This is a genomic window from Staphylococcus sp. AtHG25, assembly GCF_003217445.1.
Classification (GTDB): Bacteria; Bacillota; Bacilli; order Staphylococcales; family Staphylococcaceae; genus Staphylococcus; species Staphylococcus haemolyticus.
This window is the reverse complement of record NZ_QJSN01000002.1, coordinates 189,586-208,536: the sequence shown is the minus strand read 5'-3', so window position 1 is coordinate 208,536 and position 18,951 is coordinate 189,586. Positions and strand designations below refer to the sequence as shown.

The 18,951-nt window shown below is 32.1% G+C and carries 18 protein-coding genes; 12 read left to right on the top strand and 6 right to left on the bottom strand.

The features are described from left to right. The first annotated feature begins 29 nt into the window (after positions 1-29). Complete coding sequence (gene pepF / locus BDW31_RS02650) at positions 30-1,838, top strand: oligoendopeptidase F (RefSeq protein WP_053024310.1); 1,809 nt, start codon at positions 30-32, stop codon at positions 1,836-1,838. A gap of 409 nt (positions 1,839-2,247) precedes the next feature. Here pepF and yjbH read toward each other — a convergent pair whose 3' ends face one another. From yjbH to BDW31_RS02635, 3 genes are all read right to left on the bottom strand, one after another. Next, the gene (gene yjbH, locus BDW31_RS02645) at positions 2,248-3,045 is read right to left on the bottom strand and encodes a protease adaptor protein YjbH (RefSeq protein WP_037535471.1); all 798 of its coding nucleotides are present in this window, start codon (positions 3,043-3,045) and stop codon (positions 2,248-2,250) included. Between the two features lie 23 nt (positions 3,046-3,068). Continuing rightward, a complete protein-coding gene (locus BDW31_RS02640; protein WP_053024311.1) occupies positions 3,069-3,434 on the bottom strand; it encodes a truncated hemoglobin YjbI in 366 nt (121 codons plus the stop codon). 87 nt (positions 3,435-3,521) lie between these two features. Further along, the gene (locus tag BDW31_RS02635; protein WP_037549101.1) at positions 3,522-4,103 is read right to left on the bottom strand and encodes a CYTH domain-containing protein; all 582 of its coding nucleotides are present in this window, start codon (positions 4,101-4,103) and stop codon (positions 3,522-3,524) included. Between the two features lie 245 nt (positions 4,104-4,348). Between BDW31_RS02635 and BDW31_RS02630 the strand changes: the two genes are divergently transcribed. The 7 genes from BDW31_RS02630 to fabI all read left to right on the top strand — a co-directional run bounded on the left by BDW31_RS02630 (position 4,349) and on the right by fabI (position 11,421). Then, a complete protein-coding gene (locus BDW31_RS02630; RefSeq protein ID WP_011276223.1) occupies positions 4,349-4,696 on the top strand; it encodes a UPF0738 family protein in 348 nt (115 codons plus the stop codon). Positions 4,697-4,712: 16 nt separating this feature from the next. Continuing rightward, on the top strand, positions 4,713-5,342 hold the full coding sequence (gene yjbM, locus BDW31_RS02625) for a GTP diphosphokinase (protein WP_011276222.1): 630 nt from the start codon (positions 4,713-4,715) through the stop codon (positions 5,340-5,342). A 12-nt stretch (positions 5,343-5,354) separates the two neighbouring features. Beyond that, positions 5,355-6,164, top strand: a complete 810-nt coding sequence (locus tag BDW31_RS02620; RefSeq protein ID WP_011276221.1) for an NAD kinase — start codon at positions 5,355-5,357, stop codon at positions 6,162-6,164. Beyond that, positions 6,161-7,024, top strand: coding sequence for an RluA family pseudouridine synthase (locus BDW31_RS02615; RefSeq protein WP_053024312.1), 864 nt, complete (start codon positions 6,161-6,163; stop codon positions 7,022-7,024). The genes BDW31_RS02620 and BDW31_RS02615 overlap by 4 nt, the downstream gene beginning before the upstream one ends. 21 nt (positions 7,025-7,045) lie before the next feature. After that, positions 7,046-8,431 (top strand): magnesium transporter, encoded by a 1,386-nt coding sequence (gene mgtE / locus BDW31_RS02610; RefSeq protein WP_053024336.1) that lies wholly within the window; start codon positions 7,046-7,048, stop codon positions 8,429-8,431. A 9-nt stretch (positions 8,432-8,440) separates the two neighbouring features. Beyond that, positions 8,441-10,285 carry a monovalent cation:proton antiporter family protein gene (locus BDW31_RS02605; protein WP_053024313.1) on the top strand — a complete coding sequence of 615 codons (1,845 nt, stop codon included), beginning with the start codon at positions 8,441-8,443 and terminating at the stop codon, positions 10,283-10,285. A 365-nt stretch (positions 10,286-10,650) separates the two neighbouring features. Next, complete coding sequence (fabI, locus tag BDW31_RS02600) at positions 10,651-11,421, top strand: enoyl-ACP reductase FabI (RefSeq protein WP_110709111.1); 771 nt, start codon at positions 10,651-10,653, stop codon at positions 11,419-11,421. A gap of 123 nt (positions 11,422-11,544) precedes the next feature. Here fabI and cozEa read toward each other — a convergent pair whose 3' ends face one another. Beyond that, entirely contained in the window at positions 11,545-12,630 is a 1,086-nt protein-coding gene (cozEa, locus tag BDW31_RS02595; protein ID WP_110709109.1) for a lipoteichoic acid biosynthesis protein CozEa, read from the bottom strand. 288 nt (positions 12,631-12,918) lie between these two features. On the opposite strand from cozEa, the gene BDW31_RS02590 reads away from it, so the two are divergent. After that, a complete protein-coding gene (locus tag BDW31_RS02590; RefSeq protein WP_053024315.1) occupies positions 12,919-13,683 on the top strand; it encodes an esterase family protein in 765 nt (254 codons plus the stop codon). A 178-nt stretch (positions 13,684-13,861) separates the two neighbouring features. Further along, the gene (locus BDW31_RS02585; protein WP_011276214.1) at positions 13,862-14,371 is read left to right on the top strand and encodes a YjcG family protein; all 510 of its coding nucleotides are present in this window, start codon (positions 13,862-13,864) and stop codon (positions 14,369-14,371) included. An 88-nt stretch (positions 14,372-14,459) separates the two neighbouring features. On the opposite strand, the gene ltaA is transcribed toward BDW31_RS02585, so the two are convergent. Both ltaA and BDW31_RS02575 read right to left on the bottom strand, forming a co-directional pair. Next, positions 14,460-15,656, bottom strand: coding sequence for a lipoteichoic acid biosynthesis MFS flippase LtaA (gene ltaA / locus BDW31_RS02580; protein WP_053024316.1), 1,197 nt, complete (start codon positions 15,654-15,656; stop codon positions 14,460-14,462). Next, entirely contained in the window at positions 15,634-16,809 is a 1,176-nt protein-coding gene (locus BDW31_RS02575) for a diglucosyl diacylglycerol synthase (RefSeq protein WP_011276212.1), read from the bottom strand. The genes ltaA and BDW31_RS02575 overlap by 23 nt, the downstream gene beginning before the upstream one ends. A gap of 415 nt (positions 16,810-17,224) precedes the next feature. Here BDW31_RS02575 and BDW31_RS02570 point away from each other — a divergent pair, with 415 nt between their 5' ends. Together BDW31_RS02570 and BDW31_RS02565 are read left to right on the top strand one after the other, a co-directional pair. After that, positions 17,225-18,709 carry a UDP-N-acetylmuramoyl-L-alanyl-D-glutamate--L-lysine ligase gene (locus BDW31_RS02570; RefSeq protein WP_053024317.1) on the top strand — a complete coding sequence of 495 codons (1,485 nt, stop codon included), beginning with the start codon at positions 17,225-17,227 and terminating at the stop codon, positions 18,707-18,709. Beyond that, entirely contained in the window at positions 18,699-18,950 is a 252-nt protein-coding gene (locus tag BDW31_RS02565) for a YueH family protein (RefSeq protein WP_037549119.1), read from the top strand. The genes BDW31_RS02570 and BDW31_RS02565 overlap by 11 nt, the downstream gene beginning before the upstream one ends. The last annotated feature ends 1 nt before the right edge of the window (position 18,951 follow it).

Genomic DNA, 18,951 nt, shown 5'->3' with positions numbered 1-18,951 from the left:
AACATTAGTTATTATAGGAGGTTTACTATATGAGTCAACAATTAACAAGAGAAGAGCAAGAACGTAAATATCCAAATGATACGTGGGATTTAACAACGATTTTTAAAAGTGATGAAGCTTTTGAAGAAGCATTAAAAGAGGTTGAAGGTTATCTAGGTAAAGAAGAGCAATTTAAAGGGCACTTAGCAGATAGTGCTAATACATTATATGATGCGCTTGCATTAGAAGATGAAATTGGTACTAAACTAGAGAAAGTATATGTCTATGCACATTTAAAACAAGACCAAGATACTTCAAACGATAAATATACAGGATTCGAGTCACGCGCACATCAACTTATAATTAAAATTAGTTCAGCATGGAGTTTCTTAGTACCAGAAATTCTTCAAATTGATGAAGCTAAACTTCAATCATTTATCGAAACTAACGACAACTTAAAACGTTATGAATTTGATTTAAAACTTATCAATGAAAAACGACCACACATTTTAGATGCCGAGCAAGAGAAATTACTTACTGAGGCTCAAGATGCCCTATCTACACCAGGTAATGTGTACGGTATGTTTAGTAATGCAGATTTAGAATTTGAAGATGCAGTAGATAAAGATGGTGAAAAACATCCATTAACACAAGGAACTTTTATCAAATATTTAGAATCTGATGATCGCGAATTACGTCAATCAGCATATAATAATTTATATAAAGCTTACGGTGCTTATAATAATACTCTAGGTTCAACATTAGCAGGGGAAGTTAAGAAGAATGTCTTTAATGCTCGAACACATAACTATAAAACAGCTCGTGAGCGTGCGTTAAGTAATAATCATATACCAGAAGAAGTTTATGATAATTTAGTAAAAACTGTGCATAAATATTTACCGTTATTGCACAGATACACGAAACTAAGAAAAGAATTATTAGACGTTGATGAGCTGAAAATGTACGATTTATATACGCCAATGGTTAAAGACGTTAAATTCGAAATGCCTTATGAAGAAGCAAAAGAATGGATGTTAAAAGCGTTAGAACCTATGGGTGAAGAGTACCTTGATGTAGTAAAAGAAGGTTTGAATAATCGATGGGTCGACGTTTATGAAAATAAAGGCAAACGATCAGGCGGTTACTCATCTGGTGCACATTTAACTAACCCATTCATTTTATTAAATTGGTCAGATACTGTATCTGATTTATATACGCTAATTCACGAATTTGGTCATTCAGCACATAGTTATTTCAGTCGTAAACATCAACCATCTAATTCTAGTGATTATTCAATCTTTGTTGCTGAAGTTGCATCAACTTGTAATGAAGCATTACTAAGTGATTATATGGATAAACATTTAGACGATGAACGTCGTTTATTATTATTAAATCAGGAACTTGAAAGATTCAGAGCGACTTTATTCCGTCAGACTATGTTCGCAGAATTCGAACATAAAATTCATCAAATTGAAGAAGCAGGCGAACCATTAACTGCAACACGTATGAATGATGAATATGCTAAATTGAATAAACAATACTTTGGTGATGTTGTTGAAACAGATGACAATATTAGCAAAGAATGGTCAAGAATTCCTCATTTCTATATGAATTACTATGTATATCAATATGCTACCGGATATAGTGCAGCACAAAGTTTAAGTCATCAAATTTTAACTGAGGGTAAACCTGCAGTTGAAAGATATATTAATGAATTCTTGAAAAAAGGAAGTTCTAATTATCCAATTGAGATTCTGAAAAATGCCGGTGTGGATATGACTTCACCAGAACCTATTGAGCAAGCTTGTGAGGTCTTTGAACAAAAGTTAGATGCTTTTGAAAAACTTATGAAAGCTTAGAATGACTGTATCCGTTTACAATATGTCAAGTTTGTGACAATTTTGAAATAAGGGATCTTTAATATTGAAATACCTATATTAGCGTGTTATATTATGAACATGAAATTAATCACATAACAAACATACCCCTTTGTTTGAAGTGAAAAAATTTCTCCCATCCCCTTTGTTTAGCGTCGTGTAATCAGACACGGCGTTTTTTTATGCTCTTTTTTAATAACTACCACTATCAATTAATTCCCCATTGTAGATAAATTTTATCATTGTACTTCGACGCCATTACTATACATTGCAATTGATTTATATAACAATAATAGAAACAGAGTCGTTCAACCTTAAATTGATAGATACACAAAAATAAGCCATCCAATGCATGAATATGATCATCATTGAATGGCTATTGTTAGTTACCCTATATTCTAGGCATTTTTGATTGCCAAAAATCTCCTTCAGGATATTGAAGTTTTTCTACTTTTTGTTGTAACGCCAATTTCTTAAGTTCTTTTGTCATTAACTTTTCGGGCCACTCATATATGGTCAATAGTTCTTCCATAGTAACGAGTTGTTTCTTTTGAATATAATGTTCAATTTTAGGTGGAAGATTTTTTTCAATTGGCGTACCCATTAATTCATTAATAATATATGTGTAAATGTGATATGGATATAATCCTTCTACTTTCAGGCCTTCCTCATGAACATCTTCACTGAAAAATACGAGTGAAGGTGCTTGCTCAATTTCCATTTCTCGAGCAATGTGTAAATCTATTTTTAAACTTTCGGTTAATTTGCTTTTTTGTAAATCTTCTTTGAATTCATTGTAATCTAAACCTGCATTAATGATGCAGTCACAAATCATTTCTTCCGTAATAATATCCTTCTTAGGAATAATTTCATTTTGCATTAAATGGATGAAACGTTCCGCTCTTAAACGGCCTTGTAATTCAGCCGCTTTATAAGCTAAGGCGATATTATCAAAATCAGATGTACTTTGCGCTTGGCACTTAGTAAGTACTTTCAATGAAGGGTTTAGAATATGTCTGATACGGATATATTGATTATATTCAATTCTTAATTTAGAAATAATCGCTGATAATTTAAAGCAATCTGTATTAAATGGATCAAAAAATGAATAAATTTCAATTTTATTTACAGGTGACAGATTAGCATCTTCACGACTTCTATTGTCTACAATTTTTAGTTCTTCAGCCATGTTTTACTCACCTTCAATTATATTTAGGAATTTACCATGTGGTTTGCGGTTAGACGTAAACGTTCATATAAATAGTCTCCAACACCAGCTGGAAACTGTGCTTCGGTTATTGCAGCATGCATATTTTCTAACCATGCATCTTTCTCATAAGTTGTAATTTTAAATTCCATATGTCTTTTTATTAACATCGGATGTCCATGTTCTTTAGTATATAGGTTCGGTCCACCTAGAAATTGAGTGAGAAATTGCTTTTGTTTTCTACTCGTTTCGGCAAAATTCCCAGGGAACAAATGATTGATTCTGTCATCTTTCTCAACTAGAGCATAGAAATGATCAATCATATTATAAAGTGCTGTTTCACCTATAATATCGTATGGCGTTTTAGACATAATATCACCAATTTCCGTTAATATATTACTAATATAACATGAATTTTTACATTTAAAAGTAATTTGACTTTTTACAGCGACGTACTGCTATTTGTCAATTTGATTCTTATAGTCAAAGAAACGTTGAACTTTATTGTTAGGTACGGTGTGCTTAAGATTAAATTCTTCTAATAAACTATGAAATTTTTTTAAACCATTGTTATAGTCAGTAACTTCAAATTCTAACTCATAATCAACTTTGTCGAAATAATCACTTCGATCTAATACTAACAATTCATTTTTATAGTTCGTTTCTAAACGAGCTGTTCTCAATGCGCCTAATATAGTTAATTCATTGTCATTAATATCATATGATTCGACAATTTCTCGTATATCTTCTGGTAGTGAGTTATTGGATATTATATCACCTGTTTTAGGAATATATTTGACCATATGATTATATTCCATCAAACCTACGTCGGCTGGCACTTTTAAGGTCATTTCATATGTGTCGTTTTTAACACGGATTCGTAATGCAGATTTATGATCTCGCAATATGAAGTTAGGAGTATCAATATAGTAGTTTATTTGAATAAAAGGTTCTTTATGTTCAAAAAAAGTATATTTAAATTTATCGTACACATCTTTACTTAGTAATTGTTTGAATTCTATTTCATTATTTGTCGCCATAATTTGCACCTCTAAATCCATTTATTGTAATTCATTATGACTGAGTTATATAAATATTTAAAGTAATTATATATGAATGAAAAAGTAAATCTGAGTACATAAGTATAGTTTATAAATTGATTTGATTTGTCACAACATAATGAGCTTCGTTCAATAGTGGATAGACGAGTAAGAAGTGCATTTCAAACGTGTGTTATACAGTTAAATTATGTTAAACTAATAAAGAATAATAAGGAGGAACAAGCATGCGTATTTATGTAAATGAAATTAAAATTAAAGATGATGGCATTTATTGCTACTCAGAAGATCCAACTGATGGATTAGTAGAAGTAGGACAAATGCTTGTTGATAGTGATAATTACGGATTTGCCTACTTATTAGATGACGGACAATCATATGATTACTTGATTTTCGTTCAAGAAACATGGTCCATGTTGCATGAGAATAGAGGCAAGAAACTAATAGTGAACGATGACTTGGTTTTAGAGCATTTTCAAGAGGAATTAGATTACATACTTGAGAATGTTGAAGGAAATAATAACTATGGTAAGGAGTTTGTTTCAGCTGTTGAAGAAACTTTTGACCTAAAGTGAAGCGGAGTGAAACAATATGAATCAATGGGATCAATTTTTAACACCATATAAACAAGCCGTTGATGAATTAAAGGTAAAATTAAAAGGTTTGCGTAAGCAATATGAAGTTGGAGAAGATGCTTCACCCATTGAATTCGTTACTGGTCGAGTAAAACCAATTACGAGTATTATTGATAAGGCGAATAAAAGGGGAATACCGTTTGATAGACTACGTGAAGAGATGTACGACATTGCTGGTCTTAGAATGATGTGTCAATTTGTGGACGATATCGATGTGGTTGTTAATATGCTTAGACAACGACAAGATTTCAAAGTGATTGAGGAACGTGACTACATCAATAACACAAAACAAAGTGGTTATCGTTCATATCATGTGATTATTGAATATCCAATTGAAACATTAAACGGTCAGAAAGCCATTTTAGCGGAAATACAAATACGAACATTAGCAATGAATTTCTGGGCTACAATTGAGCATACATTAAGATATAAATATGACGGGGATTATCCAGCGGAAATTCAGCATCGTCTTGAGCGTGCAGCTGAAGCGGCATATCTTCTAGATGAAGAGATGTCTGAGATTAAAGATGAAATTCAAGAAGCACAGAAATATTATTCTCAAAAACGTGCAAAAAAACATGACTAATGAGGTGTGGGGATGCGTTATACTATCTTGTCTAAAGGTGATTCAAAATCCAATGCATTAAAGCATAAAATGATAAATCATATGAAAGATTTCCACATGGTAGAAGATGCCGTTAATCCAGAAATTGTTATTTCTGTAGGTGGAGATGGAACTTTATTACAAGCCTTTCATCAATACAGCCACATGCTTTCTCAAGTGGCATTTGTAGGTGTACATACAGGACATTTAGGTTTTTATGCTGATTGGTTACCTCATGAAGTTGAGAAATTAATTATTGAAATTAATAACTCTGAATTTCAAGTCATCGAATATCCATTATTAGAAATTATTGTCAGATACAATGATAATGGTTATGAAACACGTTATTTAGCTTTAAATGAAGCAACAATGAAAACGGAAAATGGTTCAACCCTTGTAGTTGATGTGGGAATTCGTGGTAAGCAATTTGAACGTTTTAGAGGTGACGGTTTATGTATATCAACCCCTTCAGGTTCAACTGCTTATAATAAGGCATTAGGTGGAGCACTAATACATCCCTCACTTGAAGCTATGCAGATTGCAGAAATAGCCTCTATCAATAATAGAGTATTTAGAACAGTGGGTTCACCACTTGTTTTGCCAAAGCATCATACATGTTTAATTACACCTGTTAATCACGATACCATTTTAACTACAATTGATCATGTTAGTTTAAAACATAAAAATGTCAATGGTATTCAGTTTAGAGTGGCTAATGAGAAAGTGCGTTTTGCTAGATTTAGACCTTTCCCATTTTGGAAAAGAGTACATGATTCATTCATTGAAAGTGAAGATGGACGATGAAATTTGAATACGTGATACAGCATAATGAAATGCTTAAGTCTTTTTTGCAGCGTCACCAATATTCTAAAAAGACAATTAGCGCCATTAAACATAATGGCGCTTTAATTATTAATAACAGTCATGTAACTGTCAGAAAAATGATGATGCCAGGTGATGAGTTAACTATTGCGTTACCTGATGAAACACCCAGCTCATATTTGATTCCATCACGTAATCCAATTGAAATATTGTATGAAGATGAATATTTAATTATTGTGTCAAAACCAAACTATTTAAATAGCACTCCGTCAAGAGAACATCCGCACGATAGTTTGATAGAGCGTGTACTTTATTATTTAAATGTTGGTCAGTTAATCGATACATCAATCGTACCGCATATTGTTACACGTTTAGACCGTAACACTAGAGGCATTGTAATATTTGCTAAGCATGGGCATATCCATCATTTAATGACGACGAGTGCAATAGATAAAAGGTATATGTGTGTATGTTATGGTCAAATGCTATTGAGTGGTGTTATAGAAGAACCGATTGCTAGAGATAGCCAGAGTATTATTACTAGGAAAGTTGATGCTTCAGGAAAATACGCAAAGACTTCATATGAAACAGTAATGACCAAACCTGAAGCGAGCTTATGTGAAATTAAATTACATACTGGAAGAACGCATCAAATACGCGTTCATTTTAATTATGTAGGACATCCTCTTGTTGGTGATGATTTATATGAAGGAAATCATCCTGAAATTCATGCGCAATCTTTACAATGCTATAAAGTGACATTCATACATCCAATTTATAATAGAGAAATTGAGATAGAAATAGATTATAAATGGCTACAAAACATTTTTGCAGAATTATAATAAGATTTGGAGGTGTTGATGTTGTCATTAGAAACAGAAAATAATGACTATAATACTGACGAAGTGTATAACCAAAATTTGTTAGATGATCTTTTAAAACAAGACGATATTGATAGTTTTAGAGAAGAATTTCTAGCAATGCACGAATATGAACAAAGTGAATATTTTGAAGACACTACGAATGAAAATAGACAAAAGATATTTGAATTTTTATCACCTCAAGAAGTAGGGGAATTCTTTGAACAATTAGAAATAGATGATGAAGCATATGAAGACCTTTTTGATACGATGAATGCACATTATGCTAGTAAAGTTTTAGAAGAGATGTCTTCGGATAATGCTGTAGATATATTAAATGAACTTTCGAAACCGAAAGTAGCTAGTTTGCTAACGTTAATGAACCGTGACGATGCTAATGAAATTAAGCATCTATTACATTATGAAGAAGATACAGCCGGCGGTATCATGACGACGGAATATATCTCATTAGATGTCAATACTCCGGTTAAAGAAGCATTAATGTTAGTAAAAGAACAAGCACCAGATGCCGAAACGATTTATGTTATTTTTGGCATTAATACCGATGGACAATTAGTTGGAGTATTATCTTTAAGAGATTTAATTGTAGCTGAAAATGATGCATATATAGAGGATATAATGAGTGAGCGTGTGATTAGCGTTAATGTAGCAGATGACCAAGAAGATGTAGCTCAAAAAATGAGAGACTATGACTTTATTGCAATGCCAGTAATAGATTATCAACAACATTTACTTGGTATTATTACAATTGATGATATTCTAGATGTTATGGATGAAGAGGCAAGTGAAGACTACTCTCGTTTAGCTGGGGTATCTGATATTGACTCAACAAATGATTCTGTAGTGAAAACTGCTACTAAACGATTACCTTGGCTCATCATTCTTACATTTTTAGGAATGATTACCGCTACTATATTAGGTGGTTTTGAGGCAACATTATCACAAGTTGCATTATTAGCTGCATTTATACCTATTATTAGTGGTATGTCCGGAAATTCTGGTACACAATCACTTGCGGTGTCTGTACGTAATATCTCTACTGGGGAAATTGATGAACAAAGTAAATTTAAGGTTGCATTGAGAGAAGCGGGAAGTGGCTTGCTTTCAGGATTAGTTTGTGCCACTGTTTTATTTATTATCATCGTTGTTATATATAGACAACCATTTTTAGCACTAATAGTTGGAGGCAGTCTTACTATTGCAATGACGGTTGGTACGTTAGTTGGTTCTATGATTCCATTATTTATGAATAAACTGAATATTGATCCAGCCGTAGCCAGCGGACCATTTATTACAACAATTAATGATATTGTAAGTATGTTAATTTACTTTGGTTTAGCAACAACATTCATGTCATATTTAACATAGGGGGACAAAATGGAGTTCTTTTCACTAGTCATTGTAGTTCTAGCAGCATTTTTAACACCAATTATTATAAATAGACTGAACATCAATTTTTTACCAGTGGTTGTAGCCGAAATCATCATGGGTATTATTATTGGACAGTCTATCCTAAATCTAGTACATAAAGATAGTATGCTTAATATATTATCAACGTTGGGCTTTATCTTTTTAATGTTTTTAAGTGGTTTAGAGATTGACTTTAGCACTTTTAAAAAAGATAAGAGAAATCGACAAGGTACGAACAAACATGAAAAAAATGTACCAAGCCATCTTAATTTAGCGCTAACCGTATTCGCATTTATTATGATTATATCAGTAATATTAGCTTACGCGTTCAAATGGTTAGGACTCGTAGATGATGTGTTATTAATGATAATTATCATATCAACGATATCACTAGGTGTCGTAGTGCCTACTTTAAAAGAAATGAATATAATGCGTACAACTATCGGTCAATTTATATTATTAGTAGCCGTATTGGCTGACCTAGTAACGATGGTACTGTTAACTATTTACGGTGGTATCAATGGTAGTGGTAACGGTTCAGTTTGGCTTTCAGCAATTTTACTTGTATTTACTGCTATTTTCTATATATTAGGCGTTGTATTTAAGCGTATGAAATTTTTACATCGCTTAATTGGTGGTACTACACAAATAGGTATAAGAGCAATCTTTGCATTAATTATTCTATTAGTTGCACTTGCAGAGGGTGTAGGCGCTGAATATATACTAGGCGCATTCTTAGCTGGTGTGGTTGTATCCTTACTGAAACCAGATGAAGAATTAGTGCATACACTCGATTCATTTGGATACGGGTTCTTTATACCAATCTTCTTTATCATGGTTGGTGTTGATTTAAATATTCCGTCATTAATTAAAGAACCATCATTATTATTAATTATTCCAGTGCTCATTCTAGCTTTTATTATTTCAAAATTTATTCCAGTTTTCTTTATTAGACGTTGGTTTGATAATAAGACAACGATAGCATCAGCATTTTTACTTACTTCAACATTATCATTAGTTATAGCATCTGCTAAAATTGCAGAGCAATTAAATACAATATCATCTGAAATGTCAGGCATTTTGATTTTAAGTGCAATCATCACGTGTGTGTTTGTACCGATTATTTTCAAGAAAATGTTTCCAATTCCAGATGAGGCTAATCGTAAAATTGATATTGCATTAATTGGCAAGAATCAATTGACGATTCCAATTGTGCAAAACTTGTCACCACACTTATATAATATTACATTATATTATCGCAAAGATTTAGGAGATAAGCGTAATTTATCTGACCATATAACTGTTGTAGAAATATCGAATTATGAAGAACAACTCTTAGAAAGATTAGGGTTATTCAATCAAGACATCGTAGTTTGTTCTGCTAATGATGATAGTCTTAACCGTGATGTGGCAAAATTAGCCAAAGCACATGATGTTAAACGCGTAATTTGTCGACTTGAAAATAGTAATGAAGATGAAGAAATGAAAGGTGAAGGTATTGAAGTATTCAGTAATTTCATTAGTAATAAAATCTTCCTACAAGGCTTAATTGAAACACCAAATATGTTAAACATTTTAAGCAATGTTGAAACATCATTGTATGAAATTGAAATGTTAAATCATCAATATGAAAATATTCAACTACGTAATTTCCCATTTGGTGGAGATATTATCTTCGTTCGAATTATTCGTAATAATGAATCAATCGTGCCCCATGGTGATACACAACTTAGATACAAAGATAGACTTATCGTAACGGGTTCAAAAGAATACGTAGATGAATTAAAATCAGATCTAGAATTTTATTATTGATTTAGAAAAAATCAATAACACGTGTAAGGGGTGGGACAGAATTCTTTTTAAATTCATGGTCCCACCCCAACTTGTTTATCTTGTAGAATTTCTTTATAAAAATCTTTCTTGCTAGGGCACCGCTCGAAAGGATGACTATAACTGAGAATACGCAATTTTTGGCTCTCTCAGTTCAGTCAGCTTCTGCGAATTTGAAAAATAGCATCATTATATTATTTATGGACCAAGCTCTCATGTATGACCAGGTAATAATATTGCTTTATCATTATGAAGCAAAAATGGTAAAATAATAACGTTAGATTAGTCTACATTGTTTGTACAGTGAGATTAAGATATAAAAAACGATGATTAAGGAGTTATTTTGAATGATTAATCTTGAAAATAAAACCTTCGTAATTATGGGTATTGCTAATAAACGTAGTATCGGATTTGGTGTTGCAAAGGTATTAGATCAATTAGGGGCTAAACTTGTTTTCACATATCGTAAAGACCGTAGCCGCAAAGAATTAGAAAAATTATTAGAACAATTAAACCAAGATGATCCAAAATTATATCAAATCGATGTTCAAAAAGATGAAGATGTAGTAAATGGTTTCGCTAAAATTGGCGAAGAAGTAGGCAATATTGATGGCGTTTATCACTCTATCGCATTTGCAAATATTGAAGACTTACGTGGACGTTTCTCTGAAACATCACGTGAAGGCTTCTTACTTGCGCAAGATATCAGTTCATATTCATTAACAATTGTTGCGCACGAAGCGAAGAAAATAATGCCAAACGGTGGTAGTATTGTTGCAACAACATACCTTGGTGGTGAATTTGCCGTTCAAAACTATAATGTAATGGGTGTAGCTAAAGCAAGTTTAGAAGCTAATGTTAAATATTTAGCTTATGATTTAGGCCCGGACAACATTCGAGTAAATGCTATTTCTGCTGGCCCAATTCGTACATTAAGTGCTAAAGGTGTTGGTGGTTTCAACACAATCCTTGAAGAAATTGAAGAACGTGCACCATTAAGACGAAACGTGGATCAAGAAGAAGTAGGTAAAACTGCTGCTTACTTATTGAGTGATTTCTCAAGTGGCGTAACTGGTGAGAATATCCATGTAGATAGTGGTTTCCACGCAATAAAATAATAAATTAATTCAATTACTTGGTGTGTATAGCACCAAGTTTTTTTGTGTTTATAAAAAGAAGTGAACTTGAATGCATTGTAAATTCAAGTTCACTCCTGAAACGTTTTTTAAATTTATATTAATCTAGTCTTTAACGTCGCTATTAGCTTTATCAATAATGCGTTGACGATATTTAAAGACATTGCTCGCAATAGTCTTAAGTACTGCATAGAGTGGTACGGCAATTAAAATAAGTGTGAACCCACCTAAATCTCCAGCGGCTAAAATAACAACAATTATTGTAAGTGGGTGAATACTTAAAGATTTACCCATAACATTTGGTGTAATCACATTACCCTCAAGTTGTTGAGCGATTAATGTAACAACACAAACCCAAATAAATGTAGTAGGACTATCTATGATACTGAGCACAGCTGCAGGTGCAAATGATAACCATGGTCCTAAGAAAGGTATTAAGTTAGCTACACCAGCAAATAGTACTAATAAAGGTGTATATGGTAAACCAATAATGGTATAACCAATATATAAAATGACCCCTAAAATAACACTTACAGTCACTTGTCCTTGAATGTATGATTTTAATGTGAAGTTTAAATCTTTCATTAAGTCGACTACAAATACTTTACGTTCTCCCTTGAAAAATTTAGCAAGAGCAGGAATGAATTTTTCATGATCTTTTAACATGTAAATTAAGAAGAACGGTACCATGATAAGTAAGAAGACAGTTGAAATAAATGACGTTAAGTATGTAAATGAATTAGCCAAAATTCCAGTCATACTATCACCAATTGATTTTACAGCAGAATTAATTCTATCTGTTACATCGCTTGGAAGTTTATCCATTTGCGTAAGTGAGAAGTTAACAATTTGTTCAGCTTCTTTTTGCAGTGATGGTGTTGCTTTTATTAAACTATTAACGTTAGAGATAATAATTGGTGCTATAAATGCGACTACGATAGCAATAATAGCAATTAAACCAATAAAAATTGTAGTGATACTTGCCCAACGCGGGAAACCCCACTTTTCAAGAATACTTTGGAAAGGTAAGCAGATATAGAATAAAAATCCGCTAATCATAAATGGAAGAAATACAGAACCGATAATGGTTACAATAGGTGAAAAAACACTTTGTACTTCCATAAACAATTTAATTAGCACGAACAAGATAACTAGGGCAATTCCTGTTCGGAACCAAACTTTGTTAAGCATAAGCTTACGTCCTCCTATTTTCATTTGTTCATTATTTAATTAGTATATATCAATTAAGACGCGTTAAAAAGGGAAATTTTAACTTTTAGACAGATACACTGAGATTAATGAAGTTCATATTTAATATTGTAATTAATAAATATAGAGCTACATTTTGAAAAAAAGTGTTATAACTATGTATAAGTTACCAAATTTCGTGAGTATGGAACATTAGATTTTTATCAGAGATTTAAAAGTCATCATTATCTTGATACAATAAGTATATTCTATTTAGGGGGCGTCAATATTATGTCGAATTTCAAATCAGGCAAAATTAATAAACATATATTACATAGTAATATCTTAGAAAGAGATGTTACATTATCAGTATATTTGCCTGAAGATTACTCTGAATTATTTAAGTATCAAGTCATTATATGTTTTGACGGGCTAGATTTTTTAAGATTTGGAAGACTTCAATGTGAATATGAACGGTTGAGAAGAGAGGATGAAATTCAACGAGCCATTATAGTTGGATTTCATTATGAAGATGTTGATAAACGTAGAGAAGAATTTCATCCACAGGGTACTAGAAGTCATAAAACCGTACAAGCTATTGGTAAAGAGTTGCTGCCATTTATTGATAAGACGTTTCCAACTTATAAAGTAGGTAATGCCAGAATTTTAATGGGAGATAGTCTTGCTGGTAGTATAGCACTTTTAACCGCATTGACTTACCCAACTATTTTCAGTCAAGTAGCAATGCTTAGCCCGCATTCAGATGAAACTGTAATAGATAAATTTAATAAGTGTATACAATATGGTGAATTGTCTATTTGGCACGCTATTGGTTTAGAAGAAGAAGATTTTGCTTTGCCAACAACTGGAGAACGTGCAAACTTTTTAACACCAAATAGAGATTTAGCAACAGTCATTAAAGACAAAGAGCTCACATATCATTATTTAGAATTTGAGGGTGGACATAACTGGAAATCTTGGAAACCTCTATTATCAGACATTCTTAAATATTATTTAAGCGATGAAGTAACTACACAAGAGTCAAATGAAGTTTAATTACTTGTATTTTTAATAGTATCATCAATGCTAAGATTTAATTGAGATAATTAAATGTACAATACTACGAAGTAAATGTTTAGATAATGTAAACCTTTTCAAAAAATTCAGCTAACTAATAACGTAATATATAGAATTTTGCTATAATAGTAATATGTTAAACAAAGGAGGAATTTCAATGAATATAGGATTAGCATTAATTCCGTCAAAATCATTTCAAGATGAAGTGAATGGTTATCGTAAACGTTATGATACTGAGTATGCACGTATCATGCCTCATATTACGATCAAATCACACTTTGAAATCAATGATGATGAATTAGATTCAGTAAAAGAAGAAGTTAAAAAAAGATTAGAAGGTTTCGGACCTGTAGATGTTCATGCTACAAAAGCTTCAAGCTTTAAACCAACTAACAATGTAATTTATTTTAAAGTTGCTAAAACTGATGAATTAGAACAACTTTTCAATTTATTTAATACTGAAGATTTTCATGGTGAAGCTGAGCATCCATTCGTGCCACACTTTACGATTGCTCAAGGTTTAACAAGCCAAGAATTCGAGGATATATTTGGTCAAGTAGAATTAGTAGGGGTAGACCTTAAAGAAAAAATTGAAGAACTATCATTATTACGCTATGACGAAGAAGAGGATAAATGGAAAGTGATTGATACTTTCAAGTTAGCGTAAAATTAAATAATATGTAAAATAAAAATCTAGCTAATGTACAATGTATGATGTACATTAACTAGATTTTTAGTATTTTATCTACTTTTTATTAGAAACGATTTGCTTTGCCTCGATACTTTACAAAATAAACACCGTAGAATATCGCTAATACTAAAAAGATTGCTGCAGAAAAATAAAATGTATTATTTAAACCACTAGAAAACTGAGCGATTAAGCCTCCAAATAAAGGACCTATCATTGAACCAAATCCTTGAACACTATTAAATACGCCCCAAGTTTCTTCTTGTTCAGCGGGATCAATTTGCCCTGCCATAAATGTATTCCATGCAGGCAATAATATCCCATACATTAAACCTATAAATATCGCTACAATCCAGACGATAAGGATATTTGTTACTAAAGATAAACCGAAGATAAACGCTGTGAATAGTATAAAACCTGTAAAAATAACTGCATACATAAAGCTTTTACTATTTTTATCAATAATCTTAGATAAAAATAACATTGCAAAGGCACAACCGGCGCCACCTATAGCGATGGCAATGGTGTACTCAATAGTACTTACGCCTACTACCTTTGTAGCATATGTAGGTAGTATAGGTAGCAATGCTGAAATAGAAGCACCTTGTAATAAAATACCAGGGAATAACACTAAGTGACGTTTCATAACATTAACGATTTGTTCTAATTGTTCACTAACAGGTTTAGTATTGTAATTTGTTAATTTAATATCAACAAAATAATACAATACCCATGCAATGACTACAACAAGTAACATCATAAATGCAAATCGAGTAGGATGTAATTTAACTAGAACATTCATAAATGCCCATCCTATGAGTAATCCTAATAACCAAGCAAAGTAAACATAGCCCATTTGTTTACCACGTTGTGCTTCCTCTACACTAGATAACATGATAACCCATATAGGACTAACAGCAATACCCAACATGATAGCACTCAAAATGATAACTATTGGATTAGTTGGGAACCAAATGACTAAGAATAAACTAATAAAAGCTAATAAAAAACCTAAGGTTAATACTAGCTTAGTACCAAATTTTTTCAAAAGAAATCCGATGACAAAATTCGTTGCCGCATCGGATATAAAGTGAATTGATAATGCCGCTGAAGTCACTGCAACAGCAATAGAGGTAACGGTTGGTAAATAATTAACGTAACTTAATACATACATTCCCCGTGCAAACTCCATTAAGAACAAAATAACGAGCATTATCTTGAAGTTCTTACTAATTCCTTTATTACTTAACGAAGAATCTGGCATATAAAGGAACCTTTCCATATATTTCTTGTTGTTGTGATGAACTGTCTAAGATATTTAATAAATCGGTACATAGTCTATAAGTTGAATGGTTAACCTTTTCTTCAGTCATTTTATTAGTCATAGCTTGTAAGCGGTACTCGTGATTTGTTAAATCAGAAACAATATCTATAGCTTCTTCAGGTGTATTCGCGATTTTACCATATGATTTATCTTGGAAATATAATGCATTTTCAAGCTCTTGACCTGGAGCCGGATTCAAGAAGATCATTGGTAAACTACGTGTTAAACCTTCGGAAATCGTTATTCCACCTGGTTTTGTAATCATAAGTTGACTTGATGCCATCCATTCATTCATATGTTTTGTATATCCTAGAATAAGGACATTGTCATATGATTTAAATTGCATTTCTAAAGTACGTTTTAACCCTTTGCTACGACCACAAACCATTACGATTTGTGATTGTGGACTTTTCTGAAGAATGTTATCAATCATATAGTCAAATCCTTTTGATACACCAAATGCCCCGGCAGACATCAGAATAGTTGGTTTATCAGGATTTAAATTATGTTTCTTCAACCAAGCAACTTTATCGATGTCAGATTCAAATTTATCGGAAATAGGTATTCCAGTCACTTTTATATCAGAAGCAGGGATACCAGCATTGACGAAATCACGTTTGGTATCGTCAGTAGCTACATAATATCTATGAGAGTTAGGCGTTATCCAGTTTTTTTGTAGACGGTAATCTGTCATAACAGTTGCGATTGGAATATTTATGTTAAACTGCTCTGTTAGCACTGACATTACTGGAGTAGGGAATGTCAATAAGATTAAGTCTGGTTTTTCTTTAAGTAGTAGATTGATTAATTTATTTAATCCATAATATTTATAAAAACATTTATCTAATTCATCAGGGCGACTATAATAAAAGTTTTTATACATATTTCTAAAATACTTAAAGCTATTGATATACCATTTTTTGCAAATAGAAGTTAAGATTGGGTGTGCTTCCATAAACAAATCATGCTCAATAACTGATAGATGAGACAAGTTCATTTCATTGAGTTGATTAACAACACTTTGTGTCACTTGTAAATGTCCATTTCCAAATGAGCCGGTAATAATCAATATCTTTTTATTTTGAGTAACCATTAATAGTCACCCTCCATTAATTTAAATTTAAAACACGCAATAACGCATTCTGATTTAACTATAGTAGCAATAAACATACTTACATAGTTATCATAATATATATACCCTTTATTGAAAGTATAAAATTCATTTATAGTACATTATAGCATATTAAGGAAGTTAACATCATCTTTATATAACTATCCTAGCATTAATAGATTTAAAAGTATTGAATTAAAGTGATATATATAGGAAATTTTAAAATAATTAACTATTAATTAATAATTCCTTCAATTATATTAATGAAATCTTTAGTTTGAGGTGTAAAACATATCAAGTTCGTATTAAATCTAATCAATATTTTAATGATTATAAATTTATCAACAACTTCAAAACGTGTATAATAAAATTATTGTAAAAAAAGGAGCGATACATTTTGAATGCGAATGAGTTGTTCGAAAAAATACGAGTTAAACAAGTAATAGGTACTTTAGATATAAATGTTACTGATATCACTACAGATTCACGTACCGCTAGTGAAGGGAGTATATTCGTCGCATCAAAAGGCTATACAGTTGATAGCCATAAATTTTGTCAAAATGTTGTTGAACAAGGTGCAAAAGTCATTGTGGTTAACCATCAACAAGACATTAACGGTGACGTGACGCAGGTTATCGTACCAGATACATTAAGAGTTGCTAGCCTGTTAGCACATACTTTATATGATTATCCTAGCCATCAATTAACTACAATAGGTGTAACAGGCACTAATGGCAAAACTTCAATTGCTACTATGATTCATCTTATTTATAGAGGTTTAGGTAAAGGAAGCGCATATTTAGGAACAAATGGTTTTCAAATAAATGAACATAAAACTAAAGGTGCCAATACAACACCAGAAACAGTGTCTTTAACTAAAAAGATTAAGCAAGCGGTTGATGAAAATGCGGAAGCTATGACTATGGAAGTATCTAGTCACGGTTTATCACTAGGGCGATTAAGAGGTGTAGAATTTGATGTTGCGATATTCTCAAATTTAACACAAGACCATTTAGATTTTCATGGCACAATGGAGGCCTATGGACATGCTAAATCATTGTTATTTAGTCAACTGGGAGAAGACTTATCGAAAGAGAAATATGCTGTTTTAAATAATGATGATGATTTCTCCAAATATCTAGCATCAGTTACACCATATGAAATATTTACATATGGAATAGACCATGACGCTCAATTTATGGCTAAAAATATTCAAGAATCTTTACAAGGTGTTCAATTTGATTTCGATACGCCTATAGGTACATACATTGTTAAAACACCATATGTAGGTAAATTTAATATTTCAAATATTATGGCTGCCATGATTGCCGTCTGGAGTAAAGGAATATCTATGGAAGATATCGTCAGAGTAGTTGAGAATTTAGAGCCAGTTGAAGGGCGTTTGGAAGTTCTAGATCCTTCGCTACCAATTGATTTAATTATTGACTATGCGCATACTGCTGACGGAATGAATAAACTTATAGATGCAGTAAAACCCTTCGTGAAACAAAAATTAATCTTTTTAATTGGAATGGCTGGAGAACGTGACTTAACTAAAACACCTGAAATGGGCGCAGTAGCTTGTAGAGCAGATTACGTAATATTTACGCCAGATAATCCTGCTAATGATGATCCTAAAATGTTGACTGCTGAACTAGCAAAAGGCGCAACTCATGATCGTTATGTTGAATTTGATGACAGAGCTGAAGGGATCAAACATGCCATTGATATAGCTGTACCGGGCGATACAGTAGTATTAGCTTCTAAAGGAAGAGAACCATATCAAATCATGCCTGGACATATTAAAGTGCCACATAGAGATGATTTAATTGGACTTGAAGCGGCATACAAAAAATTTGGCGGTGGCCCAAGTGAAAATTAAACAATTATCTATAAATGACGAAATTGTTAATGTTTACTTATATATAATTGAAGATAAAAATCAAATCATGTTGGCTATTCCAGATATATTTTGGTCAATAGAACTTGATTTGAATATGGACAGTAATGATGTTAAGGAAGAATTGGTAATGCAATTATTTGCTTTTATCGAGGAAAATGAAGCAAACAAAATTGCTTCGAATTTAACAAACTGGATTGTGAATGATTTTAAAGGAGATTAAT